The following is a 26335-nucleotide window of genomic DNA, read 5'->3' as shown; positions in this document are numbered from 1 at the left end:
CACTGAAATAGGAAAGTACAATGCCTGTCATAACTCTGCCTGACGGAAGTCAGCGTTCATTCGATAACCCCGTTTCTATTTTTGATGTCGCCATGGATATTGGTCCAGGGCTGGCTAAAGCGTCGCTTGCCGGAAAGATTGCTGGTGAGCTGCTGGATACCTCCTATTTGATTGAGAGCGATGTTGAACTGGCGATAGTTACTGAGCGCGACGAACAGGGGCTGGAATTAATTCGCCACTCAACCGCTCACCTGATGGCTATGGCTGTACAGGAGCTGTTCCCTGGTGTTCAGGTCACTATCGGGCCAGTTATTGACGATGGCTATTACTACGACTTTGCCTCAGGTCATGCATTTAGCGAAGAAGATCTGGCGAAAATCGAAAAGCGCATGGCGGAAATCGTCAAAGATGACCTGCCAATTGAGCGGGTAGTGATGGAGCGTGATCACGCGGTAAAAACTTTCCGTGAAATGGGTGAAAACTACAAAGTACAAATTATTGAAGCCCTTCCTGAAAACGAAGAAGTGTCTGTCTATAAGCAAGGTCCCTGGATGGATCTATGCCGCGGTCCCCACGTGCCGAGTACTGGCAAACTAAAAGCTTTTAAATTAATGAAAGTGGCCGGTGCCTATTGGCGTGGTGATTCCAACAATGAAATGCTGCAACGTATTTACGGTACAGCCTGGACCAATAAGAAAGAGCTAAAAGCCTATTTACGTCGTTTGGAAGAAGCTGAAAAGCGCGACCACCGTAAACTGGGTAAGAAATATGACCTGTTTCATATGCAGGAAGAAGCTCCGGGTATGGTGTTTTGGCACCCTAAGGGCTGGAATATTTATAAGACCATTGAGGGGTATATGCGCGAGCAGCAAGCCCTTAATGATTACCAGGAAATCAAAACACCGCAGCTGGTTGACTTCAGCTTATGGGAAAAATCAGGCCACGCCGATAAATTTGGCGATGATATGTTTGCACTCAAATCCGAAGAGCGTGATTTTGCTATCAAGCCGATGAATTGCCCCTGTCACGTACAGGTGTTTAACCAGGGTTTGAAGAGCTACCGTGATCTACCACTGCGTCTGGCGGAATTTGGTTCCTGTCACCGCAATGAGCCATCGGGCTCTCTACACGGGATTATGCGGGTTCGTGGTTTTGTGCAGGATGATGCCCATATCTTTGTCACTGAAGAGCAGATTCAGCCGGAAGTATCCGAGTTTATCGACTTTCTGCACGATGTTTATAAAGACTTTGGCTTCAGTGATGTGATTTACCGCCTCTCGACTCGCCCGGAAAAGCGGGTAGGTAGTGATGAAAGCTGGGACAAAGCCGAGAAAGCTTTGGCTGAAGCCCTTGATAGCAAAGGCCTACCCTGGGAAGAGCTGCCCGGTGAAGGCGCATTCTACGGTCCCAAGATCGAATTCTCGCTTAAAGATTGTATCGGCCGAGTCTGGCAGCTAGGGACTATTCAGGTGGATTTCTCTATGCCTGGCCGTCTTGATGCCCAATATGTTGCCGAAGATGGCTCGCGCCAGACACCGGTTATGCTGCACCGGGCCATTCTGGGTTCATTTGAGCGATTTATCGGTATTTTGATCGAGCATTATGAAGGCGCATTTCCGGCTTGGTTGGCGCCAACTCAGGCCGTAATTGCCAATATCACCGACAAACAGTCCCCATTTGTGAAAAAAGTCCATGAATCCTTGAAAAATAAAGGCTTTAGAGTGGATGCGGACTTGAGAAATGAGAAGATCGGCTTTAAAATCCGCGAGCACACAATTCAGAAGGTTCCTTATCTGCTGGTAGTCGGCGATAAGGAAGTAGAAAATCAGACCGTGGCCGTGCGTGCGCGTAATGGTGAGGATCTTGGCTCAATGTCAATTGAAGCCTTTGAACAGCTCCTCGCTGATGACGTAGCCCGACGCGGCCGTGTTGCTTCTGCAGAAGCAACGACTGAAAACTGAACCTGGAAAATATCGGAGAATTAACGATTAAGCAAAAAGGTAAAAGCAAGCGGGCCACGATCAACGATGAGATCGAAGCCAAAGAGGTCCGCCTAATAGGTGCCGAAGGTGAACAAGTTGGCATCGTACCCATCGAAGAAGCACGCGCAGCGGCGGCTGAAGCGTCACTCGATCTGGTACAGATAGCAGATTCCGATCCGATAGTCTGTAAAGTTATGGACTACGGTAAACATGTGTTCGAAGCGAAAAAACAGCAGGCTGCTCAGAGGAAGAAGCAGGTGCGGACACAGGTTAAGGAGATGAAATTTCGTCCTGGGACGGAAGAAGGGGATTACCAGGTAAAACTACGCAACCTGGTACGTTTCCTTGAACATGGGGACAAAGCTAAGGTGACATTACGTTACCGAGGCCGTGAAATGGCCCATCAGGAAATTGGTATGGAGCTACTTAAGCGCATCGAAAAAGATCTCGAAGAGCTAGGTGCTGTAGAGCAGTTTCCAAAGATGGAAGGTCGTCAATTGACGATGGTCATTGCCCCACGCAGTAAGAAGAAGTAAGTAGTGAGCTCATAGGGCCTATTAACTTCTATTTTTTTAACTATTATTTTGAACCCGCTGAAGGCTCTCGACTGAGCTTTGATGGTTCCCAAATGCGGAGTATCTAACGATGCCAAAAGCTAAAGTACATAGCGGGGCAGCTAAACGTTTCAAGAAGACCTCTTCTGGTTATAAACGTAAAAGCGCCCATAAAAGTCACATCTTGACCAAGATGACCACTAAACGTAAGCGTCAGCTACGTGGAACGTCTCAAGTTCACGCTTCAGACAAAGTGTTAATCGATCGTATGTTGCGGGCGAAGTAAACGCCATCACACTCACTGGAAAAGATTTAGGAGACTAATATGCCTCGCGTAAAACGTGGTGTGGTAGCACACCGTCGTCACAAAAAGATTTTAAAACAAGCCAAGGGTTACTACGGTGCCCGTTCACGTGTATTTCGTGTTGCCAAGCAAGCTGTCATCAAAGCTGGTCAATATGCCTACCGTGACCGTCGTCAGCGTAAGCGTCAGTTCCGCGCCCTTTGGATTACTCGTATCAACGCTCAGTCACGTGCTAACGGTTTGGCTTATAGCCGTTTAATCGCTGGCCTTAAGAAAGCAGAAATCGGCCTGGATCGCCGTGTTCTTGCTGACTTGGCAGTACATGACAAAGCCGCTTTTGCCGCTATCGTAGAGAAAGCAAAAGCAGCCTTGGCGTAACACGAGGCGGCCGCAAGGCCGTTTAGTATTACCATTCAATAGGGAAAGGGCTGCCGCTCTTTCCCTATTGTCGTTTTAACAGTACAGAAAATAAAACACAGAATAGAGAAGCGAATAGATGGAAAATCTGGAGTCTCTGGCCAATGAAGCCCGTGAAGCCATAGCGAGTGCAACCGATGTTGCCGCGCTGGATGCTGTTCGGGTTGAATACTTGGGTAAAAAAGGCAGCATCACCGGTCTACTTAAAGGCCTGGGTAAACTCTCTGCGCAAGAGCGTCCCGCAGCGGGTGCTGAAATCAACAAGGTTAAGCAAGCCCTGCAAGAATTAATTGGCGAGCGCAAAGATAATTTGGAAGGCGCCGCCGTTGCTGAAAAGCTGGCGAACGAAACCATTGATATCACCTTGCCCGGTCGCGGTGAAGCAACCGGTGGTTTACACCCGGTGACCCGTACCATTGAGCGCATTGCTGAGTTTTTTGAGGCGATTGGTTTTGAAACCGTTGAAGGCCCGGAAATCGAAGATGACTACCATAACTTCGAAGCGTTAAATATTCCTGCACATCACCCGGCAAGGGCGATGCACGATACTTTCTATATTGATGAAACTACCGTACTGCGTACTCACACCTCACCGGTACAAGTACGAGTGATGGAAGCTACCGAGCCACCATTAAAAGTAATTTGCCCCGGACGCGTTTACCGCTGTGATTCCGATTTAACCCATACACCGATGTTTCATCAGGTAGAGGGTTTATTGATTAGCGAAAACTCCAGTTTTGCTGATCTAAAAGGCATCGTAGAAGAATTTCTACGGGTCTTCTTTGAAAAAGAACTGGCGGTACGTTTCCGCCCTTCATATTTTCCATTCACTGAGCCTTCAGCGGAAGTCGATATTCAGTGTGTGATGTGTAATGGCGAAGGCTGCCGTGTTTGTAGCCATACTGGCTGGTTAGAGGTGATGGGTTGCGGCATGGTACACCCACGGGTTTTTGAGTATTCAAATATTGATACCGAAAAATATACCGGCTTCGCCTTTGGTATGGGCGTCGAACGTTTAGCCATGCTACGTTATGGCGTTAACGATTTACGTCTGTTTTTCGAGAATGATTTACGCTTCCTCGAACAATTTAGGTAGGGTGGAATATATTCCACCATCACCACGGCAAAGCACCAGAACCCAATATTAAGTTAGAGATTAGATCACAATGAAAATCAGCGAAAAGTGGCTGCGCGAATGGGTAAACCCCAACGTTACTACCGATGAATTAGTTGAACAAATCACCATGGCCGGTTTGGAAGTCGATGGCACCGAAGGTGTTGCCGGTGAGTTTACTGGTGTCGTGGTCGGTGAAATCCTTTCAGTCGAACAACACCCCGATGCCGATAAATTACGCGTTTGCCAAGTGGCCGGCGGTGAAGAAGTGGTACAAGTAGTTTGTGGTGCACCCAATGCCCGTGCCGGTATTAAAATTCCTTTTGCCACTGTTGGCGCGAAGTTACCATCAGATGATGCTAAAGGTTTCAAAATTAAGAAAGCTAAACTGCGCGGCGTAGAATCCTTCGGAATGTTATGTGCTGAAAAAGAATTACAGCTCTCCGATGCGGACGAAGGTCTGATGGAGTTAGCGGCGGATGCGCCAGTGGGCACTGATCTACGAGATTACCTTGAGTTGGACGATACCATTATCGAAGTCGATCTTACGCCTAACCGTGCCGACTGCTTAAGCATTGCCGGTATCGCCCGTGACACCGGTGTACTTTATAAAGCGGAAGTCACTGCCCCAGCGATTAACCCTGTTGCTGCCCAAATAGACGACACACTACCCGTTGAAATTCAGGCTGGTGCCGATTGCTCTCGTTATGTGGGTCGTGTTATCCGCGGTGTCGATGTTTCCAGGCCAAGCCCATTATGGATGCAGGAAAAACTGCGCCGCAGCGGTATTCGCTCTATTGACGCAGTAGTTGATGTGACTAACTACGTTTTATTAGAGCTAGGCCAACCCATGCATGCCTTTGACTTAAACCTGCTAGAAGGCGGTATTCGTGTTCGCCACGCTGAGCAGGGTGAGAAGTTAGTTTTGCTAGATGGCCAAGAGCTAGAATTAAAGGCTGAGAGCCTGGTTATTGCCGATCACCAAAAAGCGGTCGCCCTGGCTGGTATTATGGGGGGCGATGCCACCGCCGTTAATGCCGAGACTAAAGATATTTTCCTTGAAGCGGCATTCTTTACGCCGGTTAAGATTGCGGGCCGCGCACGTAATTACGGTCTACATACAGATTCTTCACATCGCTTTGAGCGCGGTGTCGATTACCAACTACAGGTCACCGCTATGGAGCGTGCGACACAATTGTTGCAAAGCATTGTAGGTGGCGAAGTAGGGCCGGTGATTGAAGTGACTTCAGAGGCAGACTTACCCACTTCGGCCACTATCGAATTGCGCGAGGCCAGAATCGAAAAGCTTCTAGGTCTAAATATCGAAAAAGCCGAAGTGACCGATATGCTGAGCCGCTTAGGTCTTGCTGTGACTGAAAATGATCAGGGCTGGAGTGTGGGTTCACCTTCATGGCGCTTTGATATCGCTATTGAAGCCGATCTGCTAGAAGAGATTGCTCGCATCTACGGCTATAACCGCCTGCCGGTTACCAGTATTACTGCGGATTTGAAATTAAAGCCTAAAACCGAAACCAAAATTGGCCTTAAAGCTATCCGCCGCCAGTTAGTGGCTAAGGGTTATCAGGAGGCGGTCACTTACTGTTTTGTCGAGCCCAAAGCCCAGCAGCTAATCTGTCCACAGGATGACACTGTACCACTGGCCAACCCAATTTCTGCCGATATGTCGGTAATGCGTACTAGCCTATGGCCGGGTTTATTAAATACCATGGAGCACAACCTCAATCGCCAGCAAAGCCGTGTGCGTATCTTTGAGAGTGGCCTGCGGTTTATCCCTCAAGCTAATGGCCTGCCACAGCAGGATGCCATGCTAGCGGGTGCCATTACTGGCCGTCGCGAGCCTGAATCATGGTCTGAAAATGGCGATGTGGTTGATTTCTATGACCTGAAAGGAGACCTTGAGTCGGTTATTGCTCTCTCTGGTAAAAATACCGATCTGGCTTTTGCCAAGGGCGAGCACCCAGCACTGCATCCAGGGCAAACTGCCGCCATCAAACAGGATGAAGAGATCGTGGGCTATATTGGTGCTATCCACCCCGAACTCCAGAAAAAACTCGGTTTCGCGCAAACAATCTATCTGTTTGAGGTGAAATTGTCGGCTATTACCGAATCAGAGCTGCCAAAGTTCACAGAACTGTCGAAATTTCCGGAAGTTCGCCGAGACTTGGCTATCCTTATAAACCGTGAAATTGAGGCGGGTGCAGTGCTGAAAACCGTTCAATCCGTAGCCGGTGAAGACCTTCGTAACCTCAGGTTGTTTGACATCTATGAGGGTAAAGGTATTGATCTTAAAGAAAAAAGTCTGGCTCTCGGCTTGACGTATCAGCATTCTTCGCGCACTCTTAATGAAGATGAGGTCAATGCCTCTGTAGATCGCGTAGTGGCAGAACTGCAAACTCGGTTTGACGCTACGTTAAGGAACTAAACAAGTCGGCAATCACGCTGACGATACTAGTTATGGGAAGCGAGTGAATGACAGCTTTGACCAAGTCCGAAATGGCCGAAAAGCTATATGAAGAGTTAGGGCTTAATAAACGAGAAGCCAAAGAAGTGGTAGAACACTTCTTTGAAGAGATCCGGCACTCTCTCGAAGACAATGAGCAGGTGAAGCTGTCAGGTTTTGGCAACTTCGACCTCCGCGACAAGAGCCAGCGCCCGGGTCGCAATCCAAAAACAGGGGAAGAGATCCCCATTTCTGCCCGCCGAGTGGTGACATTCCGCCCCGGCCAGAAGCTAAAAGCACGAGTAGAAGCCCATGTTGGAACCGAGCAATAACGACGAATTACCGGTAATTCCGGGTAAGCGTTACTTTACCATTGGCGAGGTCAGTGACCTGTGTGCGGTTAAGCCCCACGTATTGCGTTATTGGGAGCAAGAATTTCCCAATCTAAAACCTGTTAAGCGTCGCGGTAACCGCCGCTACTATCAGCGTGAAGATGTTATCCTGATTCGCCAAATCCGCAGCTTACTCTATGATCAGGGCTATACTATTGGCGGTGCGCGCCAGCGTATGTCGGGTGAAGAGACTGATGTCGAGCCAGGTGATTACAAGCAGATGATCCGTCAGATGATTAATGAATTGGAAGATGTGCTGTTGGTATTAAAAGCTTAATCAACCGTTGCTAAATCCTGAGAGGCCGCTCCCCGAGCGGCCTTTTTTATTGCCGTTGGCAATGCAGGCTGATGGCCCGGGCGAGCTTTCCCATCAAGGGGTCTGGCCTGTAGTTCAGGTTTGTAGTTCAGGTTTGTAGTTCAGGTTTATAGTTCAGGCTTGTAGTTTCCTAATGAACTTTTCCCATTTGCGGTTGATTTTCATACGGGTAAATACAGGGGTAAGCTCGGAAATAGGAATAAATTCATTATTGCCAATACCGTCAATAACCACGAGTCTAGTCTCATTCTGATCGAGCCGTTGCAGCAGTATATTGTCGTCCTTTAAATCCCGCATAATAATGGCGTGTTCAAGCAGGTAATCTTTTAGCCGTGACAGTTCCTGATGGAGCTGTGCTTTATCTATTGGGTGACCATTATTACGAATATAGTCCCTTAGACTTCTGGAGATACTGCCATCAAAATCCCGGACAACCTCAAATATTAAGCCGCTCCCCGAGCTGGTAGTGCAAAGTCCATAAAAGCGGGCAACTTGCTGCCAGCAAATATCGCGTTTTTGCAGCCGGTTGTAGTACTTAATGTCGTCGTTATGTTGCCGGTAATCACCAGAGATAGTGATTTTAATACATTTGCCGGGGTCATCCGGGTGGAGGTAGCATTCCCTATCCAAGCCTTGACCAATATAGAGTGCTTTATCGATTTGTATAACGCTCACTTAATCTCCCTATGGGGGTAGTCTCTATTAGTTGAGCGTTTTATGGATATAGGCATGGGCTTTCCGCGTTTTATTACTGTGTTTCTGTTTCTAGTCCAGACTAACAAAGCATGCCAGTTTCTATAGAGAAGTAAAGGTCTATACCGAAGTACCAGTGAGAGATTGAAGTCGGTATTGCGACCTTTAATAAGAGGGGCTAAGAAATCGCATCAAGTTGTTAATAACAGACGTCGTTCACCGGCTGACAGAGATGGCGAGCGATGCACTAAACCCGCGCCTTCATTCCCTTCCCAAAGCTCACCTTTCAATAAAATACGAAGACCTGCCTGGCCCAAGTCAAATTAACTTAATTCGTTAGATGACTGGACCGATATGATACAATATATCACAGATGGAGCAGTGCTTATTAAGCTCTATCAAACTCAGCCATTTTTAATATCGAAGTCCCGGTATAGCAGGCTTGGTTGAATACCCTGGTTATTTTGATATTTACCACCCGAATAGTTTTCGTGATCCCCTTCAATTGTATGGTAATAAATTTGGCATACTTCGACGTTTGGGTAAATTTTGATAGGTTGAACGCAGAAGATCTCTAAAGTCCAAAAGCCTTTAAAACCCACATCGCCAAAACCTGCGGTTACATGAACGAAAAGACCAAGCCTTCCAATCGAAGAGCGGCCCTCTAACATAGGAACTAAGTTTTTAGTTTCAGTATGCTCGACGGTTCTGCCCAGATATAAACGATTGGGTTCTAATATTAATCCTTCTTTCGGGATGATTAATTGCTCGACTTCATTATTCTCCTTCATATCGAGCAATGAATCTTTGTAAACGAGCAGTTCATTGTGCAAGGTTAAGTTATAGCTATTGGGATTGATCCTCGTTTTATCAAAGGGCTCAATAACAATGTCATCACCAATTCTCGATTCAATTTCTTTTCCCGCCAAGATCATCGTTTTTCCCGTATAGTAAAAATTAAATGCTCAATTTGAAATAGCGATAGCACCTTTTCCAACACCCTCATGCACAATACGCTGACAGTTGCCATCATGTTTTTTCAGGCCATGATTATAATGATAGTAAGCTGTGTCAATCTGCTCTGCTCGTAAGGAGAGTTGTAACTGTTGCACATTGGCGGGGAGTTCATGCCGGATAATCCCGCGCAGATAACCTGCAATGGATTCCTTATTGATGTTAGTCGTGTCTAAAAATGCGTAGGCTTCATCCGGACAATTTAGATGAATCGACTGGTTGCCAGGTCGCTCGAAGTCAACGCATACATTATTACCAGTCTGATGGATGGTTGTGACTGGATTGGCCTGTGGTATTAATATCTCCTACAATACCGCGATTTTCACAGAGATAGGAAAAATCTATGACAGTGAGGTCGTTAACAAATAAAAGCATGTGGATCTATATAGCCTGATACTGCAAAAAATTACTCGGGCATAGCTGATGAGTGGTGCTCGATGATCTTCCAGTTTTCGCCATTGAAGCGATAGACATAACTGAAACGCGCCCGAACCACAGCACCATCTTTGAAAGTAAAGGTATAAACACCTGAGTTGATAGCGATATTGTCAAAGGTACGGATATTAGATTCATTGATTTTTCCCTGTGGGCCTTTGGCGAGAAAATGAACAAAGTAATCTTCAATTTCTTCGTGGTTATGACGAACCTTATTCGATACTGTGGGTAGCAATATGGCGTTAGTTTCGTAAAGCGCCACTACATTTTTCGGGTTACCCGTTTGTAATGCATTATTCCACTGATCAAATAATGCTGCGATTTCGGTCTGATTCATTTTTTTGCCTTCAATTAAATGTATTACTATTTCAGCCTGCTAACTTGGCGAATATTATAACTAATTTTTTCAATGCTTGTATCAACTTTGGCTCGTACTCGTATTTTATTCAACGAATCGCATAATTGATCGGAATGATTGTTTCCAATAAATTATTTGAATAAGTTATTTTTTATCGACGTGCTTTTGGTCAATGACTACAGCATTGTGGGCATGCAAGCTTTCCTGGTGTTCAACGTTAAACCAGTAGTCGGTAACTAAGGGAACATTTTCCAAAAAGCTAGTGATGCCACCGGCAACGGCTGCTCGCGACTCAGTGGCAATCGAACCCTTATGAGTCAAGCCTTAGTAACAGGTATTGCCCATTTGCTTCGACAATCTGGTCTTGATGCGTTGACGTTAACTCGTTATCTATATGGCTGATGCGTTGCCCCGAGATTCTAAGGTCGGCCTCAATGATTTTACCTTCGTTGACTATGCGGGCATTTTTAATCAATGTAGAACTCATGTTTTTGATGCATCTGCGGAAATAAGCACACGTTGTTTTTCAGTATCAACTTTTAAATAGAAGCAGCCAGGACGTCCTGTATGACATGCTGCTCCTGACTGATCAATAAGACACAGTACAGCATCACCATCGCAATCAAAGGCCATAGAAACCAGTGTTTGGCTATGTCCGCTTGTTTCGCCTTTAACCCAAAGCTGCTGACGGCTACGGGACCAATAGGTCATACGTTTTGTCTCCAGGGTCTGCTCCAGAGCTTCTCTGTTCATCCATGCAAACATAAGCACTTCTTTGCTTTCGGCGTCTTGGGTAATGACCGGGATCAGTTTTGAATCATTGAATGACAAATTCTCAATGACAGTATTGAGTGACAGACTATCTTTATCTGAGAGGTTTTCTATAGAATGAAAAAACTTACGATACATGTTGATACCCTATCTATTAGAGTAGCAATGGAATCATGTAGTGCATCCATCAATACATCTCTATAAAACACATTAAAACTAATTAATAGTTGCCTTGTTTGTCGCATTCTTCGCACATACAGCCCAGTTCAATCTTGGGATTCGACAGTTTAAAACCTGCTTCTTGAACGGTCGTATTCATCTCTTCTATCATCGAGGGTTTAATGTTGATTTCTTTAACTTTGTTGCAGTTTTCGCAAATGAATGTGCTTTAAACGCGCTATTCGCCATGCCTCCAGGCAGGAAACGGATCGCGCAGTGTTTTCCAATACTCCTTACCCCTTAGAACGTCCTCTTCCGATAACAGGCAATCGTCGAGAGCACGGGTCATTGCTTCCTGATCTAAACTTTGGCCGATAAACACAAGCTCCTGGCGCATATCTCCAAAGGGCTCCACCCAATTCTCCTCAATTGAAGCAAGGTATTCAGGGTCTGTAGGCCAATTGTCCTTAGGTGTAGATTTCCAAAACATGCCCGCAAAACCATATCGCGCAATACCACCTGCCTGGCTCCACTGGCCAGCAAATTCGGGGCGAGTGGCTAGCCAAAAGTAACCTTTGGAACGAATCAACTTGCCGTAGTTTTTTGTGTTGTGAAGAAAGTTGTAAAACTTTTCCGGATCAAATGGACGGCGGGCGAGATAGCTGAAACTGCCAATGCCGTATTCTTCGGTTTCGGGGACGTGTTCACCACGCATCTCTTTAAGCCAGCCGGGGGCTTGTTGCGCACGTTCAAAATTGAATAAACCGGTATTAAGCACATCATCGATATTGACGTTGCCATCGGCGATAGGGATTATTCGGGCATGGGTATTGAGTGTCTTTAAAATGGCAACCAATCGGTCTATATCAGATTGCTCTACTAAATCCGTTTTGCTAATCAGCAACACATCAGCAAACTCGACTTGATCAACCAGTAAGTCTGCAACACTGCGCTCGTCTTCTTCCCCTAGAGATTCACCAGTTTCCTGTAAATTCCTGGCTTCATCGTAGTCCTTCAGGAAGTTTACTGCGTCTACCACCGTAACCATGGTGTCCAGTGTCGCCACATCGGATAATGAGTCGCCTTTTTCATCCGCAAAAGTAAAGGTCTCAGCCACCGGCAAAGGCTCGGAAATACCGGTTGATTCAATCATCAGGTAATCGAATCGCCCGTCTTGAGCCAGCTTATTAATCTCGAGCAGTAAGTCTTCACGCAGGGTACAGCAGATACAGCCATTGCTCATCTCAACCAACTTCTCTTCCTGGCGGCTCAGTTCAACGTCGCTCTGCACCATAGCAGCATCGATGTTGATCTCGCTCATGTCATTGACGATAACGGCTACTTTCTTGCCTTGGCGGTTATTCAAGACATGGCTTAGTACTGTTGTCTTACCGGCACCAAGAAAACCTGATAGCACAGTTACGGGTAATCGAGTCATTGTATGGAACGCTCCGATATTGGCGAATTGATGAGTGGTGGTAAAGTTAATTTGATATGATACAACATATCATTATTGGTGCAAGCGCTGTCTTATCTTAAGAATTGTTTGGGGTAGAGCCCGGAAGGGAAGGGCTATAAGCGTGGAAGTCACGCAGGAGGTTGCGCGCTGACAGTTTTAATGTACTGCCAGCGTAACCGATTGATAAATAGAAGGAATTTGGTCGGAACGGCAGGATTTGAACCTGCGACCACCACACCCCCAGTGTGGTGCGCTACCAGACTGCGCTACGCCCCGAAAGATTTAACTGCCTAGCAGTTTGGAGGACGGCCATTATACCGAAATGCCTTTCGGGAACAAGCCGAATTCGGGATAAAAATCAGTGTATTAGCGTATAAAAACAGCCTGATTTATGACTATTCCAGAGGGGTATCGTGCTACTATCGCGCTGCTAATAATCAAAGGAATAGAACATCATGATTAGACTTCTAACGCTATTACTTGTTTCGGTGACCTTGGTTGGCTGTGGAATCAATAACATCCCTACCAATGATGAAAAGGTGAAGTCCAGCTGGGCGCAGGTGCAGAACCAATATCAGCGCAGGGCAGACCTTATTCCTAACCTTGTGGCAACGGTTAAAGGCTATGCTGCCCAGGAAAAAGAAACCTTAACGGCGGTGGTAGAGGCCCGCTCCAAAGTGTCTTCTATGCAGGTATCCGGGGATGTGTTAAATAACCCGGAGGCTCTGCAAAAGTTTGAAGCTGCCCAAAGCCAGCTAGGCAGTGCTTTAAAGCGGCTAATGGTGGTGGTAGAGCGCTACCCTGATTTAAAATCCAACCAGAATTTTCTCGCTTTACAGTCTCAACTTGAAGGCACCGAAAATCGTATATCGGTAGCTCGCCGTGACTATATTGCTGCAGTGGAAATCTATAACACTGAAATCCGTACCTTCCCGGGTAAGATTTGGCATTCATTAATGTATAGCGATATGCCGATTAGAGATACCTACCAGGCGACAACGCAAGGCGCTGAAGCTGCCCCTGCGGTAGCGTTTTAATGGCTATTTCAAAACTGCTGGTTGGCTTGCTTTGCTGTTGGGTCAGTTTCTCCCAGGCTGCGCCAGAGTTCCCCAAACTCAGCGGACAGGTGGTTGATGCTGCCTCTTACTTAAGTAACTCTGCAAAGCGCCAACTGGGTCAGCAACTGCAAGCCCATGAACAAGCTACTGGCAATCAAGTGGTAGTGGCCACCTTTGATGATTTACAGGGTTATAGCATTGAAGAATTTGGTTATCAGTTGGGGCGCGAGTGGGGCATTGGGCAGAAGGGCCAGGATAATGGTGTGCTATTCATCGTTGCCAAAGCCGAACGTAAAGTGCGGATTGAAGTGGGCTATGGTCTTGAGGGAACGCTTACCGATGCCATCAGTGCCAATATTATTCAGGGGGTGATTTTGCCTGAGTTTAAACGGCGCCAGTTTGCCAATGGTATTGGCCGGGGTGTTACGGCGATTATTGATGCCTTAGGGGGTGAATATAAAATGGTCGAGCGTAAATCCCGCACTAACAAGCGTGGCTCAGGGTATTTTGGGTTTTTGCTGCTATTGATACTGTTGGGTCCTTTCTTGGGCTTAGGTTCTTCAAGGCGCGGATTTGGTGGTTATGGTAGTCGCTATGGTTCTGGGTATGGTTCTGGGTATGGTTCTGGCTATGGCGTAGGCGGCGGCTTTGGTGGTCGTCGCAGTGGTGGTTTTGGCGGTGGCGGCTTCGGAGGCGGTGGCGGCGGTTTTGGTGGCGGCGGCGCTTCGGGAGGTTGGTAATGAGTTTATTAGAAGAAAGTCAGTTGCAAGCAGTCAGTGATGCTATTAATGAAGTAGAAAAACAGACTGATGCTGAGCTAGTCACTGTGTTGGCAGGGCAGGCTGATGATTATCGTTATATCCCCACTTTGTGGGCGGCAGTATTAGCGCTGTTAGCACCGGGCGTTATTTGGTTAAGTGGTGTCTGGCTGGAAACACTGGATATTCTGTTCTGGCAATTAGGTGTTTTTGCCCTATTGGCAGCCGTATTAAGGCTACCTTTTATCCTGTTCAGGATCATTCCTTCCTCGGTAAAATATTGGCGGGCATCGAATTTGGCGCGCCGGCAATTTTTAGACAACAACCTGCATCACACCGAGCAAGACTGTGGTGTGTTGATCTTTGTTTCTGAGGCCGAGCACTATGTAGAAATTATTGCTGATAGGGGAATTAATCAGCATGTTTCTGCGGAGCAGTGGCAGGGTATTGTTGATGACTTTATTGCGGCGATTAAAGCAGGGCAAACCCAGCAGGGTTTAATTGCTTGCATTAATGCCTGTGGTGATTTGCTAGCGCAGCATTCACCAGCGACTAGTAGCAAAAATGAATTGCCAAACCATTTGATATTGATCTGACCACTATTTTTAAAAGAATTTCCTGTCACAGATCCAGCAGTGACAGAGTCAGGGCCTGATCCAATAAGTAGTGTTTCAGGCTACCATCAATCGGACACTGAAACCGAAGCTCGTAACAACATAGTTGCAAATCCCGGTCGTATTGCGGCGTGTTTCCATACAGCCGGTCACCCACAATCGGAAACCCCGCACGGCTTAAATGCTGCCGTATTTGATGTTTGCGACCAGTTTCAATATGGATACTGACCAGCGAGAATTGTTCGTTGCTCGACACCGTTTTAATATGACTAACCGCAGGCTTGCCATCAACGGGGCTGTTAATCGTTTCAGCTTTGTCTACCGCCGGAAAGTGACCCGCAACAATTGCTTGATAATGCTTTTCAACCTGTCGCTGTTCAAATAAAGCAGCCAGCGCCGCAGTGGCAGTTTTTTTATGGGCCACAATTACCAACCCCGTTGTGGCTCTATCCAGGCGATGGACAATAAAACAAGGCCGCTGCAATTGCCTCTCGGCGATGCGATTAATAGTGCAGTGATCCCCCCATTTTGTGCCCTGGCAATACACTCCATAAGGCTTATACCAAAGACTATAGCTGCCTTCATCGGCGATCATTATTGCAGGGTTGGGCTCACTGGCCAGAATCTGTTGGTCATAATAAAGGTGCAACTCATCACCTACCGAAAAAGTACTTTTAGCCCGACGTAGTCGTTGTGTTTGCTGTTGATGGCTAAGCCATACCGCCCCTTTTTGCATGGCGTCTTTAATCTGGTTTTTAGAGAGTTCTGTATGGATGGAAAGAATATCGACAGCGGTTAACTGATCGCTTTCAACAGGAATATGCTTTTCAAAATTGAGTGATGTTGGGCTCATGATGACTCAAGGTGAGTATGGATAAAGGTATTGTGCAGAATTTTAACCTTTCCCGCTAATATTATTTAACTTCAAGCTAAGCGATATGCCTAATATGCTAAAAGCGTCTAATCAATGGGGTGTAGAAGAAGAGTTATTGTCTATAGACTTAAGCGAAATGTTTTTTGTAGCTACAGGATATAGCTTGTAAAAATGAGTAAGAATATAAGATCTCTTTTTTACAATGCTCGGCTATTTAAAACAGTCAGTCGTAGCAGTCAGATGTATTAGTGTCGCGCCGCAAACCTTAACCGAAAGGATGATCTAGGTATGGCTTTAGCAATAATATTGGTTGTTCTTCTTATCGGTTCTACAATCTTTCAGTTTGTGAACCCCTGGTCCGCAACACCCGTCGCCTCCAACTGGGGGTCGATAGATAACATCATTGTCATTACTTCGGTGATTACCGGTATCTTCTTTGTGGGGATTACTTTATTTGTGGTCTATGCCCTGGTGAAATTCAGGCATCGCGGGCCGTCTGAAAATGGTCAACATCAAGCTTCCTACGAGCCCGATAGTAAAAAGCTGGAATGGTGGCTAACCGGTATTACTACGGTCGGCATCTGTGCGCTGTTGGCGCCTGGTTTGGTGGTTTATGACGATTTTGTTCATGTGCCGGAAGGTGCCACTGAAGTTGAAGTGGTTGGTAAACAGTGGATGTGGAGTTTTCGCCTTCCCGGTGAAGATGGAAAATTAGGGCATGCCAAAGTTAAATTAATCGGTATGGATAATCCTTTTGGTCTCGACCCCGATGACCCCAATGGTCAAGACGATTTATTAATCAATACTAATGTGCTGCATTTGCCGATTGATAAGCCGGTAAAAATGGTGCTGCGTTCACTGGATGTTTTGCATAACTTTTATGTTCCCCAGATCCGCGCCAAGATGGATATGGTTCCCGGCCAGGTCTCTTATTTTTGGTTTACACCTACTAAAGAAGGTCGTTATGAAATTCTCTGTGCCGAGTATTGTGGTGTCGCCCATTACAATATGAAAGGGCATATGATTATTGATAGTGCTGAAAATTATCAAGCCTGGTTGTCGGAACAGCCGACATTTGCCAGTAGTTTAGTAAGTGGTAGTGATGACGGTGGTGTTGAGCAAGGCAGGCAGTTAGCAGAAAGCAGTGGTTGTTTTGCTTGCCATAGTATTGATGGTAGTAAGAGTTTAGGGCCTACCTGGAAGGGCTTATTTGGAAAAACAGAAGTATTGATGGATGGCACAACAGTGGTTGCTGATGAGGCCTATCTTAAAGAATCTATTACTGACCCCAATGCAAAAATGGTAAAAGATTATGCGCCAGTCATGGTGGCTTATCCATTGAGTGATTCGCAGCTGGATGCCCTGGTTGAATATATTAAGTCAACTCCCTAAGGAGTAGAGAATGGCCTACGTACACGACGCAGAAAAAGAAGCACTCCACCAGCCCCATAGTTTTTGGAGTAAGTACGTCTGGAGTCAAGATCATAAGGTGATTGCGATTCAGTATTCGCTGATCGCTATTTTTGCCGGCATTATCGCTCTGGTGTTATCGGCCATGATGCGTATGCAAATTGGTTTTCCCGGTAGTTTGGAATTTATGGATGCCAATACCTATTACCAGGCTATGACCATGCACGGTATGATTATGGTGATCTATTTGTTGACGGCATTATTTCTCGGCGGTTTTGGCAACTATATGATACCGCTGATGGTGGGGGCTCGCGATATGGTTTTCCCCTTCGTCAATATGCTGAGCGTCTGGTTTTATTTTCTCTCAGTGATTATTTTACTGGCCAGCTTCTTTGTGCCGGGTGGGCCAACGGGGGCGGGATGGACGCTGTATCCGCCGCAGGCAATTACTGCGGGTACGCCGGGAATGGAGTGGGGCATTATCCTGATGCTGGTTTCGCTGCTGGTCTTTATCATTGCTGCAACCATGGGTGGCTTAAATTATGTCACCACCGTTATCCAGGCTCGTACATACGGTATGACCTTACTTAGAATGCCGCTGACGGTCTGGGGCATTTTTATGGCAACCATTTTAGCCTTGCTGGCTTTCCCTGCGCTGTTTGTTAGCGGTGTAATGATGTTGTTAGACCGCACTATCGGCACCAGCTTCTTTATGCCAGAAATGATTTCAATGGGGCAGCAAACCGACTATGACGGTGGTAGCCCGATTTTATTTCAACATCTGTTTTGGTTTTTTGGTCACCCTGAAGTTTATATTGTTGCCTTACCTGCTTTCGGGATGATTTCGGATATTCTCAGTGTGCATTCCCGCAAAAAAGTATTTGGCTATAAAATGATGGTCTGGGCCATTGTGGCGATTGGTGTGCTGAGCTTTATTGTTTGGGCTCACCATATGTATGTCAGTGGTATGAATCCTTACTTTGGCTTTTTCTTTGCGACTACCACTTTAATTATCGCTGTGCCAACGGCGATAAAAGTCTATAACTGGGTACTGACTTTATGGAAAGGTGATATCCATATGACGGTGCCGCTGCTATTTGCTGTAGCGTTTATCTTTACTTTCCTTGCCGGTGGTTTAACCGGTTTATTCCTCGGCAATGTTATCGTCGATATACCCTTGTCAGATACCTATTTTGTAGTGGCTCATTTCCATATGGTGATGGGTGTTGCGCCGGTACTGGTTGTGTTTGGTTCTATCTATCATTGGTTTCCCAAAATTACCGGCAGGATGATGAACGACAAGATAGGTATGTGGCACTTTTGGATTACCTTTCTTGGTACCTATGCCATTTACTTCCCAATGCATTACCTGGGGATATTGGGGATGCCAAGGCGCTATTACGATTCCACGGCCTATGAGTTTATTCCGCAATCAGCCCACGACTTAAATGCCTTTATTACCATCGCTGCTTTGATTGTTGGCGCTGCACAAGTTTTGTTTATTTACAATATGATCCACAGTGCTTTTAAAGGTAAAGAGTCGGGGCCTAATCCCTGGAATGCTGCTTCGCTGGAATGGCAGACGCCACAAACGCCCCCGGTGCACGGTAATTGGGGTGAGAAATTGCCTGTCGTGCATCGCTGGCCTTATGACTACAGTGTGCCGGGGGTGAAAGAGGACTTTGTTCCCCAGAACGTTTCGGAACAAGAGCTTGAAGCGAATAAGGTGAAACTATGACTGCGGCCCAGCTTATGAAAACATCTGGCTTTGAAAGTGTTGGTGGTGGTGCTAACGAGTGGCAAGAAACTCCAGAGGTCATTGCGCTTAGGGCAAAAACCGGTTTGCGGATTTTAATGGCGGTGATTACCTCATTATTCTTTTTATTTATTGTATCGTTTTTAATTCGTTCACAAATTGCTGATTGGGAACATTTATCAGCACCCTGGAAGCCCCTCGCGAACCCCTGGCCACTATGGATTAATACCGGGGCATTGGTGCTTGCCAGTATTTTTCTGCAATGGTCCAGAATATCCTCTCGCAAGCAGGAAGCCAGGCGTACTGTTGAAACACTGGTACTGGCAGGGTTTTTCTCGCTGGTATTTATTGGCGGGCAGTTGGCGGTGTGGCAGCAGTTAATGAGCCTGGGCTATTTCGTCTCGACTAATCCAGCCAATAGTTTCTTTTATTTATTAACCGGTTTGCATGGTCTGCATTTGGCGGGTGGCCTGATGGCCTGGTGTAAAACAGTTGTTAAAGCGTGGCGCGGCATGCCTATTAAACAGTTATCTTCAAGTATTGAATTGTGTGCCATGTATTGGCATTACTTGTTGGGTTTGTGGTTTGTTTTGTTAGGGCTGCTAACCAGTTCGCCTGAAACCTATGCGGCATTAGTGCGTTTATGTGGACTGTGATGACTAACGAAAGGGGAGTGCTATGTCTACAGTGACAGGGTCTTCAACAGGGTCTTCAAAAGAGTCGAAGGGCTGGCAAGGCGTTTCGGATGATTGGGGCGGCGAAATAGAAGCCTTTAGGGATGTGCCTTGGGGCAAGGCGATGATGTGGATCTTCTTGCTCAGTGATACTTTTATATTCAGCTGTTTTTTAGTGTCGTATATGACGGTGCGCATGTCGACAACCGTTGATTGGCCCCTGACCAGTGAAGTGTTTGCACTGACGGTTAATGGCGTACATGTGCCTTTGCTGTTGATTGCCATTATGACCTTTATCTTAATTACCAGTAGCGGCACGATGGCAATGGCGGTGAACTATGGTTATCGACGGGATAAGAAAAAAACCTTTTGGCTAATGCTGGTAACCGCAATACTGGGCGCCTCCTTTGTGGGGATGCAGGCCTTTGAGTGGTCTAAGTTAATTGAGGAAGGTGTTCGCCCCTGGGGAAATCCGATGGGGGCAGCGCAATTTGGTGCAGCCTTTTTTATGATTACCGGTTTTCACGGGCTTCATGTTTCTATCGGTGTGATTTATTTGTTGGTGGTTGCCTTTAAAGTTAAACGTGGGGACTACGATGACACCGGCTTTGAAATCGTTGAAATAACGGGGCTCTATTGGCACTTTGTTGATTTGGTTTGGGTATTTATTTTTGCGTTCTTTTATCTCTGGTGACGTGATGTAAGGCACAGCACTTCATTATGCACTACGAGGGAGGAGGTTTTATGTCAGATACAATTCATGCACAGGGTGATGGTCAGCAGCATCCTATTGGTATCTATTTAAAGATTTGGCTATTGCTATTTGTGCTCAGTACGCTGTCTTATATGGTGGACTATATCAATCTCCAGGGTTACTTGCGCTGGACTTTGATTATTATCTTTATGTTACTTAAGGCCGGTTTAATTATTGCCATCTTTATGCATATGATGTGGGAGCGGCTGGCGCTGGTGTATGCGATTTTATTGCCGCCTTTATGCTTGTTAATATTAATTGCATTGATGGCTGTAGAAGGTGATACAACCATGCTTTCCCGAATTATTTATTTTGGTGAGGGTGGCTAAGATTCTCTCACCCCTGTCATTCCCGCGAAGGCGGGAATCCAGCCTGCATGTTCCACTGGATTCCCGCCTTCGCGGGAATGACAGTCAAAAAAAAGGGAGCAAAGCTCCCTTTTTAAAAGCCTCTGTTAAGGCATCGTTTTAACAAACCCCTTCCAATTCTTCTGCCATTCAACCACCCACTCCGGTGTAGATTCTGCTTCACCGGCAGCTTCTAATTGAGGGTGCGCTTCCACAATACGAGCTAGCACAGTTTCCTGTTGCTCGGTGACATCAACAAATAAAATATGTTTGCCTTGCTTAAGCGTGTCCTGAAATTGCTTGAATTGATAATGGGGTTCCTGGATACCAAAAAGGCCTCCTTCCCAAGTGCAAAATCCTAATACAACAATCGCCAGGAATATAAACGGTATCCAACCGGCTGCGCTTTCAGTCCAGCCTGCAAAGTAGGCGATGGCTAAAACCAATATTGCTGCAACTACACCAACAATGGCACCGAGTTCCATTGAATGCACAACGTCTTTCTTGAGCACCGCTTCAACTTCATTGAGGTGATGATGTTGTACATCGGCATCGTTTTGGCTCAGTACGTGTATTTGTGGTGTAGCTACACCTTGATCTTCAAGCTCGTGTTCTACTGCTTCAAGATCATCGAGGTTTTTACTGATATAAAAGTGTCTTTTCATGGTCTACCCCTTGTTGTTAGCGTGTGCATCGGCCCTGTGAATCATTAGGTGTTAGCTGCAGTATGCATAACTAATGCTTTACTGTTAAAAGTGAGTACGCTTGCCCATGGGTTTTGGTTCATTAATGCTATACGCTCATCATCAAGTATAGCTCGCTGGGAATGATAATTAACTACCGTTTAAAGCAGATAAAAGAATAAGGAGGTTGTTTAATAGACTTTATCGGGATTTAATAAAATAGTTAGAGGTAATGCCATGCAAGGTGGTTAATGGCTATTTTTTCTTTGTTAAACACAATACCTTCTAACAGCAGCCGTTGCTTTTGTTCCTGGTAGGCGGGGGAGCCTATGGGAAATGAAATCTTTCTCTGGCTATTCACTACTCGATGCCAAGGCAGGTTGCTGCCTTCAGGTAGTTTGCGAAGTACATTACCGACTAATCGCGCCGCTTGAGGGATACCAGCTTGAGCGGCTACTTGACCATAACTGGCTATTTTACCCTCGGGGATTTGGCTAACAACCTGCCAGATACGTTGCTGATTGGATTCAGTCATGATTCACAGCATACGCGGTGAAGATGATTTTTCAAGGAGGACCGCCATTCCCGCCTGCGCGGGAATGACAAATGGTTAAATGCGTAAACCACCGTCCATTTCAACAACCCGGCCTGTGAAATAATCATTCTCAAAAATATAAGCACAGGTGTGACCGATTTCTTCAGGGGTACCCAGACGTTTTAAAGGAATACCGGCAGTCATTTTCTCAAGGGCTTCTGGTTTCATACTGGCAACCATATCAGTAGCAATAAAGCCCGGGGCAATAGCCGCTGCGCGAATACCGTAGCGAGCCAGTTCTTTAGCCCAGGTTACCGCCATAGCTGCAACACCGGCTTTAGCTGCACTGTAGTTACTCTGGCCCATATTACCGGCTTTGGAAATACTGGAGATATTGATGATAACGCCTTCAGTGCCCAGTTTGATCATACGCTCAGCCGCTTCACGACCACAGAGGAAAACACCGGTAAGGTTCACGTCAATAACCGCCTGCCACTCAGCAAGGCTTAACTTCTTAACAATCTCGCCGTCTTTAACTTTTAGCATCAGTCCATCACGAAGAATACCGGCATTGTTGATAACGCCATTAAATGTACCGAAGTCTTCAACGATTTGGTCGAAGGTTGAGATAACATCTTCTTCTTTGGCAACGTTGGCGATATAGGCTTTGGCATCACCGCCAGCGGCTTTACAAAGCTCTACCGCTTCGTCGAGTTTTTCCTGGTTTAAGTCTATCAATGCCAGCTTGGCACCTTTAGCTGCCAGTACCAATGCCATGGAGCGGCCAAGCCCTTGTCCGCCGCCAGTAACCGCTATTACTTTCCCGTTAAGATTCATGATATCTGCACCTTTGTTGTTGCCTTTATGAAGCTGGAAGTATTTGTTTGGGTAAAAAATCGGGGCGCATTATTTCAGTAAACCGGCGGTTTTACAATTGCAGCCCTTGCTATCAAAAGCCCCGGGCTTGAAATTGGCCTCTTGTGCCCCCATTGTTCGGTTATTAGTCTTGCCCATTATTGAGATCATAGAGACCTGCCTAATGCGACTTTTCCTACTGTTGTTTATTACCATTCCTATTATTGAAATGTGGGTGTTGATTGAAGTTGGCTCCGAAATCGGTGCCTTAAACACTATCTTTCTGGTTTTTCTTACAGCGGCCATCGGCTTGGCTTTGCTGCGACAGCAGGGGATGAATACCTTACTTCGTGTAAACCAGCAGATGGAACAGGGGCAGTTACCTGCGGGTGATATTCTGGAAGGGGTGATGCTGGCCGTGGGCGGTGCGCTGCTACTAACGCCCGGCTTTATTACCGATGCCATTGGCTTTGCCTGTTTATTGCCTTTTAGCCGTAAATTACTGGTGGCTCTATTGCTAAGGCAGGGGATGGTGATGGCCTCCTATGGCCGCAATGCCAACTTTAAGTCTTCATTTCGCTCTTCAGAGAGTTTGGGAGCTTCAAAAACTCGACCTGGAGAGCAATCCGGTTCGGTGATTGAGGGTGAGTACAAGCGCGATGAGTAATATAAGCTTTTGTTTTTATTAGTTGTTTTTCTATTTTTAGTACTCGTGGCAATAGAGCGCTAAAAAAATCCATCACTCCCCTTGATATCGATTCACCCGCCCCCATCATACAGCAGCATCCCGGTTTTCCGGCATTCAATAAACCATAAGCATCCACTAACAATTTTGGGAGATCTACCAAAATGAATATTCGTCCGTTATACGATCGCGTTGTTGTGCGTCGCAACGAAGAAGAAGCAACCTCAGCTGGCGGTATCGTACTGACTAGTGCCTCTAAAGAAGTTCAAAACCGCGGTGAAGTTGTTGCCGTAGGTGAAGGCGTAGTTTTAGAAAACGGTGATGTGCGCGCTTTGCAAGTTAAAGTAGGCGACAAAGTTATCTTTGCCCAGCATATGCATGGCGCCCTTACTATCGAAGAAGATGGTGAAGAGTACGTCATTATGTCTGAGCGTGAAATTGCGGGTATCCTGGGTTAAGCCCAAGAGATTCAAAGATTTATTAGATAAAGAATTCAGTTTAAAGGAAAGAAATCATGGCTAAACAAGTAATATTCGGTGATGAAGCTCGCCAAAGAATGCTGAACGGCGTAAACATTCTTGCTAACGCGGTAAAAACAACTTTGGGCCCTAAAGGTCGTAATGTCGTTTTGGATAAAGCTTTCGGTGCACCTACGGTCACTAAAGATGGTGTGTCTGTTGCAAAAGAAATCGAGCTGGAAGACAAGCTTGAAAATATGGGCGCGCAGATGGTTAAAGAAGTGGCTTCTAAAGCGTCTGACGACGCTGGTGACGGTACCACGACTGCTACCGTTCTTGCTCAAGCTATCGTTAACGAAGGTTTGAAATCTGTTGCTGCCGGCATGAACCCAATGGACCTTAAGCGTGGTGTTGACCAGGCTGTTGCCGCTGCGGTTGCTGAAGTTGAGAAAATGGCCACGCCATGCGCCGATGGCAAAGCTATCGCCCAGGTGGGTTCTATCTCTGCTAACAGTGATGAGCAAGTGGGTGACATCATTGCAGAAGCAATGGAAAAAGTCGGTAAAGAAGGTGTTATCACGGTAGAAGAAGGCAACGTACTTGAGAATGAATTAGACGTTGTTGAAGGTATGCAGTTTGATCGCGGTTACCTGTCTCCTTACTTTATCACTAACTCTGAAAACATGACCGTTGAACAGGAAACTCCGTTCATCCTGTTAGTTGATAAGAAAATCTCTAACATTCGTGAGTTGCTACCTTTATTGGAGCAGGTTGCTAAAGCCGGTCGTCCATTAGTTATTATCGCTGAAGATCTTGAAGGCGAAGCGCTAGCGACTCTGGTTGTTAACAATATGCGCGGCATTGTTAAAGTGTCAGCTTGTAAAGCACCGGGCTTCGGTGATCGTCGCAAAGCTATGCTTGAAGATATCGCTGTTCTAACTGGCGGTACTGTAATCTCTGAAGAGATCGGCCTTGAGCTTGAAGCGGTTACTCTTGAGCAATTAGGTACTGCCAAGCGTGTCACTATGGATAAAGACAACTCTGTAATCGTTGATGGTGCTGGTGATGCGGCTGCCATTCAGGATCGCGTTGGTGCTATCCGTGTTCAAATCGAAAACACTTCATCTGACTACGACCGTGAGAAGCTGCAAGAGCGTGTTGCCAAGCTGGCTGGCGGTGTTGCAGTAATCAAGGTGGGTGCTGCCACTGAAGTTGAAATGAAAGAGAAGAAAGCCCGTGTTGAAGATGCACTTCACGCAACTCGCGCTGCGGTAGAAGAAGGTGTTGTACCTGGCGGTGGTGTTGCCCTGGTTCGCGCTTTACAGGCTGTTGAAGGCCTGACGGGCGCGAACGATGACCAAACTGTGGGTATCAATCTGGCACGTCGTGCGATGGAAGCGCCTTTGCGTCAAATCGTTGATAACGCGGGTGATGAGTCTTCAGTAGTTCTTGATAAGATCAAGAGCGGTGAAGGTAACTTCGGCTTTAACGCTGGTACCGGTGAGTATGGCGATATGATCGAGATGGGTATTCTTGATCCTGCCAAAGTAACGCGTACTGCACTGCAGGCTGCTGGTTCTATTGCTGGTTTGATGATCACGACTGAAGCTATGGTTGCTGATCTTCCTGTTGAAGCTGCTGCCGCTGCTCCTGCTATGCCTGATATGGGCGGCATGGGTGGAATGGGTGGAATGGGCGGTATGATGTAGTGCGACGAGAGTCGCAAGGTGGCTAACCTGCTGGGCTATACAAATCCAGCAAAATAGTAAGTAGAACGAACCGGTGATCCGGGTGAATAGCCCGGATAACTGGTCTCGTTAGCGCTTTTAGCGCATACGAGCCTGGAAACTCGGGCTTGTTCACTCAGGGGTTTATCGCAACCGCGATGAGCTTCAACAAGTGATGGCAGATGTTTTGTCATTACTTTTCACATCGGCTCTTTCTGGCAAACCACCTTGGTGGCGAAAGCCAGGTCAATGATTGTCTCACCCAACAGGGTATCGAGACCTATTGTTCAGCCATTAGTAGTCTAGGGATAGTGCATCGCCGGTAACGGTTTTGTGCGAAGCTTCCTGACAATGTAACCCCGAAAGGGATGACTCTTCCGTGAGGAAAGGTTGTCGATTCTGCCAGCTACAAGGCGGATGAGGTGCTAGGCTGGGTGACACGGCGAACGTAAGTGAACTGCTGATAAACACCGTCAACCGCGAAGAGCTAAAGTAGCTGTTAAGCTCTGACCAAAAGGTATGTGGCTGGTTATTCCTCTTACATCTGGGAATACGTTGACATTAAGCCACCGGTGGATAGGCAGCGCCTAAATCACTCTTGTCATTGGACTGGAACTCGGTAAGCCCGTAGTTCCGCCCCAGTAATATCGGGGCAGGTGGACCGCAAGGAACACTGTTGGAATTGTGGGTAGAGGAGGGCGGAAAAAGCGAATGCCTT

At 46.5% G+C, this 26335-nt stretch carries 31 protein-coding genes and 1 tRNA gene; 19 read left to right on the top strand and 13 right to left on the bottom strand.

Annotated features, from left to right (window positions below; all coding sequences use genetic code 11):
* Positions 1 to 20: 20 nt before the first annotated feature.
* The 8 genes from thrS (at position 21) to P8H32_RS03345 (ending at position 7501) form a co-directional block, all read left to right on the top strand.
* Complete coding sequence (gene thrS, locus P8H32_RS03380; RefSeq protein WP_301088465.1) at positions 21 to 1961, top strand: threonine--tRNA ligase; 1941 nt, start codon at positions 21 to 23, stop codon at positions 1959 to 1961.
* A 26-nt stretch (positions 1962 to 1987) separates the two neighbouring features.
* Entirely contained in the window at positions 1988 to 2518 is a 531-nt protein-coding gene (gene infC / locus P8H32_RS03375) for a translation initiation factor IF-3 (RefSeq protein WP_297291061.1), read from the top strand.
* Between the two features lie 109 nt (positions 2519 to 2627).
* Positions 2628 to 2822: a 50S ribosomal protein L35 gene (gene rpmI, locus P8H32_RS03370; protein WP_085756977.1), complete on the top strand. Its 195-nt coding sequence runs from the start codon at positions 2628 to 2630 to the stop codon at positions 2820 to 2822.
* 39 nt (positions 2823 to 2861) lie between these two features.
* Positions 2862 to 3218 carry a 50S ribosomal protein L20 gene (gene rplT, locus P8H32_RS03365; RefSeq protein ID WP_085756976.1) on the top strand — a complete coding sequence of 119 codons (357 nt, stop codon included), beginning with the start codon at positions 2862 to 2864 and terminating at the stop codon, positions 3216 to 3218.
* A 118-nt stretch (positions 3219 to 3336) separates the two neighbouring features.
* The gene (gene pheS / locus P8H32_RS03360) at positions 3337 to 4353 is read left to right on the top strand and encodes a phenylalanine--tRNA ligase subunit alpha (protein WP_301088464.1); all 1017 of its coding nucleotides are present in this window, start codon (positions 3337 to 3339) and stop codon (positions 4351 to 4353) included.
* A gap of 70 nt (positions 4354 to 4423) precedes the next feature.
* Positions 4424 to 6814, top strand: coding sequence for a phenylalanine--tRNA ligase subunit beta (pheT, locus tag P8H32_RS03355; protein WP_301088463.1), 2391 nt, complete (start codon positions 4424 to 4426; stop codon positions 6812 to 6814).
* Positions 6815 to 6861: 47 nt separating this feature from the next.
* Positions 6862 to 7164, top strand: coding sequence for an integration host factor subunit alpha (gene ihfA, locus P8H32_RS03350; RefSeq protein WP_297291044.1), 303 nt, complete (start codon positions 6862 to 6864; stop codon positions 7162 to 7164).
* Entirely contained in the window at positions 7145 to 7501 is a 357-nt protein-coding gene (locus P8H32_RS03345) for a MerR family transcriptional regulator (protein ID WP_297291043.1), read from the top strand. The genes ihfA and P8H32_RS03345 overlap by 20 nt, the downstream gene beginning before the upstream one ends.
* Positions 7502 to 7654: 153 nt before the next feature.
* Here the strand turns inward: P8H32_RS03345 and P8H32_RS03340 are convergent, their stop codons facing one another.
* From P8H32_RS03340 to P8H32_RS03300, 9 genes are all read right to left on the bottom strand, one after another.
* Positions 7655 to 8215, bottom strand: a complete 561-nt coding sequence (locus P8H32_RS03340; RefSeq protein WP_301088462.1) for a YrbL family protein — start codon at positions 8213 to 8215, stop codon at positions 7655 to 7657.
* 209 nt (positions 8216 to 8424) lie between these two features.
* The gene (locus P8H32_RS03335) at positions 8425 to 8523 is read right to left on the bottom strand and encodes a DUF1826 domain-containing protein (protein ID WP_301088513.1); all 99 of its coding nucleotides are present in this window, start codon (positions 8521 to 8523) and stop codon (positions 8425 to 8427) included.
* 114 nt (positions 8524 to 8637) lie between these two features.
* Positions 8638 to 9168, bottom strand: coding sequence for a dCTP deaminase (dcd, locus tag P8H32_RS03330; protein WP_301088461.1), 531 nt, complete (start codon positions 9166 to 9168; stop codon positions 8638 to 8640).
* Positions 9169 to 9653: 485 nt separating this feature from the next.
* Positions 9654 to 10019, bottom strand: a complete 366-nt coding sequence (locus P8H32_RS03325) for an SgcJ/EcaC family oxidoreductase (RefSeq protein WP_297291040.1) — start codon at positions 10017 to 10019, stop codon at positions 9654 to 9656.
* A 165-nt stretch (positions 10020 to 10184) separates the two neighbouring features.
* Positions 10185 to 10361: a hypothetical protein gene (locus P8H32_RS03320; protein WP_301088460.1), complete on the bottom strand. Its 177-nt coding sequence runs from the start codon at positions 10359 to 10361 to the stop codon at positions 10185 to 10187.
* Complete coding sequence (locus P8H32_RS03315; protein ID WP_297291039.1) at positions 10351 to 10527, bottom strand: hypothetical protein; 177 nt, start codon at positions 10525 to 10527, stop codon at positions 10351 to 10353. The genes P8H32_RS03320 and P8H32_RS03315 overlap by 11 nt, the downstream gene beginning before the upstream one ends.
* Entirely contained in the window at positions 10524 to 10949 is a 426-nt protein-coding gene (gene hisI, locus P8H32_RS03310) for a phosphoribosyl-AMP cyclohydrolase (protein WP_301088459.1), read from the bottom strand. The genes P8H32_RS03315 and hisI overlap by 4 nt, the downstream gene beginning before the upstream one ends.
* A gap of 259 nt (positions 10950 to 11208) precedes the next feature.
* Positions 11209 to 12408, bottom strand: coding sequence for a zinc metallochaperone GTPase ZigA (zigA, locus tag P8H32_RS03305; protein WP_301088458.1), 1200 nt, complete (start codon positions 12406 to 12408; stop codon positions 11209 to 11211).
* A 220-nt stretch (positions 12409 to 12628) separates the two neighbouring features.
* Positions 12629 to 12705, bottom strand: a tRNA-Pro gene (locus P8H32_RS03300).
* Between the two features lie 179 nt (positions 12706 to 12884).
* Here P8H32_RS03300 and P8H32_RS03295 point away from each other — a divergent pair.
* Genes P8H32_RS03295 through P8H32_RS03285 form a run of 3 tightly spaced genes read left to right on the top strand, consistent with a single transcriptional unit; the run spans position 12885 to position 14841 of the window.
* Positions 12885 to 13466: a LemA family protein gene (locus P8H32_RS03295; protein WP_301088457.1), complete on the top strand. Its 582-nt coding sequence runs from the start codon at positions 12885 to 12887 to the stop codon at positions 13464 to 13466.
* On the top strand, positions 13466 to 14227 hold the full coding sequence (locus P8H32_RS03290) for a YgcG family protein (RefSeq protein ID WP_301088456.1): 762 nt from the start codon (positions 13466 to 13468) through the stop codon (positions 14225 to 14227). Before P8H32_RS03295 ends, P8H32_RS03290 begins: the two co-directional genes overlap by 1 nt.
* Positions 14227 to 14841 (top strand): TPM domain-containing protein, encoded by a 615-nt coding sequence (locus tag P8H32_RS03285; protein ID WP_297291034.1) that lies wholly within the window; start codon positions 14227 to 14229, stop codon positions 14839 to 14841. Before P8H32_RS03290 ends, P8H32_RS03285 begins: the two co-directional genes overlap by 1 nt.
* 25 nt (positions 14842 to 14866) lie before the next feature.
* Here P8H32_RS03285 and P8H32_RS03280 read toward each other — a convergent pair whose 3' ends face one another.
* Positions 14867 to 15712, bottom strand: coding sequence for an RluA family pseudouridine synthase (locus P8H32_RS03280; RefSeq protein WP_301088455.1), 846 nt, complete (start codon positions 15710 to 15712; stop codon positions 14867 to 14869).
* Between the two features lie 309 nt (positions 15713 to 16021).
* Here P8H32_RS03280 and P8H32_RS03275 point away from each other — a divergent pair, with 309 nt between their 5' ends.
* The 5 genes from P8H32_RS03275 to P8H32_RS03255 are packed head-to-tail and all read left to right on the top strand — an operon-like array spanning position 16022 to position 20656.
* Positions 16022 to 17125, top strand: a complete 1104-nt coding sequence (locus tag P8H32_RS03275) for a cytochrome c oxidase subunit II (protein ID WP_297291032.1) — start codon at positions 16022 to 16024, stop codon at positions 17123 to 17125.
* Positions 17126 to 17135: 10 nt separating this feature from the next.
* Complete coding sequence (locus P8H32_RS03270) at positions 17136 to 18881, top strand: cbb3-type cytochrome c oxidase subunit I (protein ID WP_297291031.1); 1746 nt, start codon at positions 17136 to 17138, stop codon at positions 18879 to 18881.
* A gap of 14 nt (positions 18882 to 18895) precedes the next feature.
* Positions 18896 to 19555, top strand: a complete 660-nt coding sequence (locus tag P8H32_RS03265) for a cytochrome c oxidase subunit 3 (protein WP_301088454.1) — start codon at positions 18896 to 18898, stop codon at positions 19553 to 19555.
* Between the two features lie 22 nt (positions 19556 to 19577).
* Positions 19578 to 20267 (top strand): heme-copper oxidase subunit III family protein, encoded by a 690-nt coding sequence (locus P8H32_RS03260; protein WP_297291029.1) that lies wholly within the window; start codon positions 19578 to 19580, stop codon positions 20265 to 20267.
* A 50-nt stretch (positions 20268 to 20317) separates the two neighbouring features.
* Entirely contained in the window at positions 20318 to 20656 is a 339-nt protein-coding gene (locus P8H32_RS03255) for a cytochrome C oxidase subunit IV family protein (protein ID WP_297291028.1), read from the top strand.
* A 125-nt stretch (positions 20657 to 20781) separates the two neighbouring features.
* Here P8H32_RS03255 and P8H32_RS03250 read toward each other — a convergent pair whose 3' ends face one another.
* From P8H32_RS03250 to P8H32_RS03240, 3 genes are all read right to left on the bottom strand, one after another.
* Positions 20782 to 21339 (bottom strand): NAD/FAD-utilizing enzyme, encoded by a 558-nt coding sequence (locus P8H32_RS03250; protein WP_297291027.1) that lies wholly within the window; start codon positions 21337 to 21339, stop codon positions 20782 to 20784.
* A 241-nt stretch (positions 21340 to 21580) separates the two neighbouring features.
* Positions 21581 to 21892 carry an MGMT family protein gene (locus P8H32_RS03245; RefSeq protein WP_297291026.1) on the bottom strand — a complete coding sequence of 104 codons (312 nt, stop codon included), beginning with the start codon at positions 21890 to 21892 and terminating at the stop codon, positions 21581 to 21583.
* Between the two features lie 75 nt (positions 21893 to 21967).
* Positions 21968 to 22729, bottom strand: coding sequence for an SDR family oxidoreductase (locus P8H32_RS03240; protein WP_297291025.1), 762 nt, complete (start codon positions 22727 to 22729; stop codon positions 21968 to 21970).
* A 202-nt stretch (positions 22730 to 22931) separates the two neighbouring features.
* On the opposite strand from P8H32_RS03240, the gene P8H32_RS03235 reads away from it, so the two are divergent.
* The 3 genes from P8H32_RS03235 to groL all read left to right on the top strand — a co-directional run bounded on the left by P8H32_RS03235 (position 22932) and on the right by groL (position 25599).
* On the top strand, positions 22932 to 23414 hold the full coding sequence (locus P8H32_RS03235; protein WP_297291024.1) for an FxsA family protein: 483 nt from the start codon (positions 22932 to 22934) through the stop codon (positions 23412 to 23414).
* A 182-nt stretch (positions 23415 to 23596) separates the two neighbouring features.
* Positions 23597 to 23890, top strand: coding sequence for a co-chaperone GroES (locus P8H32_RS03230; protein WP_301088453.1), 294 nt, complete (start codon positions 23597 to 23599; stop codon positions 23888 to 23890).
* 53 nt (positions 23891 to 23943) lie between these two features.
* Positions 23944 to 25599: a chaperonin GroEL gene (groL, locus tag P8H32_RS03225; RefSeq protein WP_301088512.1), complete on the top strand. Its 1656-nt coding sequence runs from the start codon at positions 23944 to 23946 to the stop codon at positions 25597 to 25599.
* Positions 25600 to 26335 lie beyond the last annotated feature (736 nt).

It is taken from the genome of Oceanicoccus sp. (assembly GCF_029238675.1).
GTDB lineage: Bacteria > Pseudomonadota > Gammaproteobacteria > Pseudomonadales > Dasaniaceae > Oceanicoccus.
The sequence above is the reverse complement of the archived record's forward strand: the minus strand, read 5'-3'. Positions and strand labels throughout refer to the sequence as shown.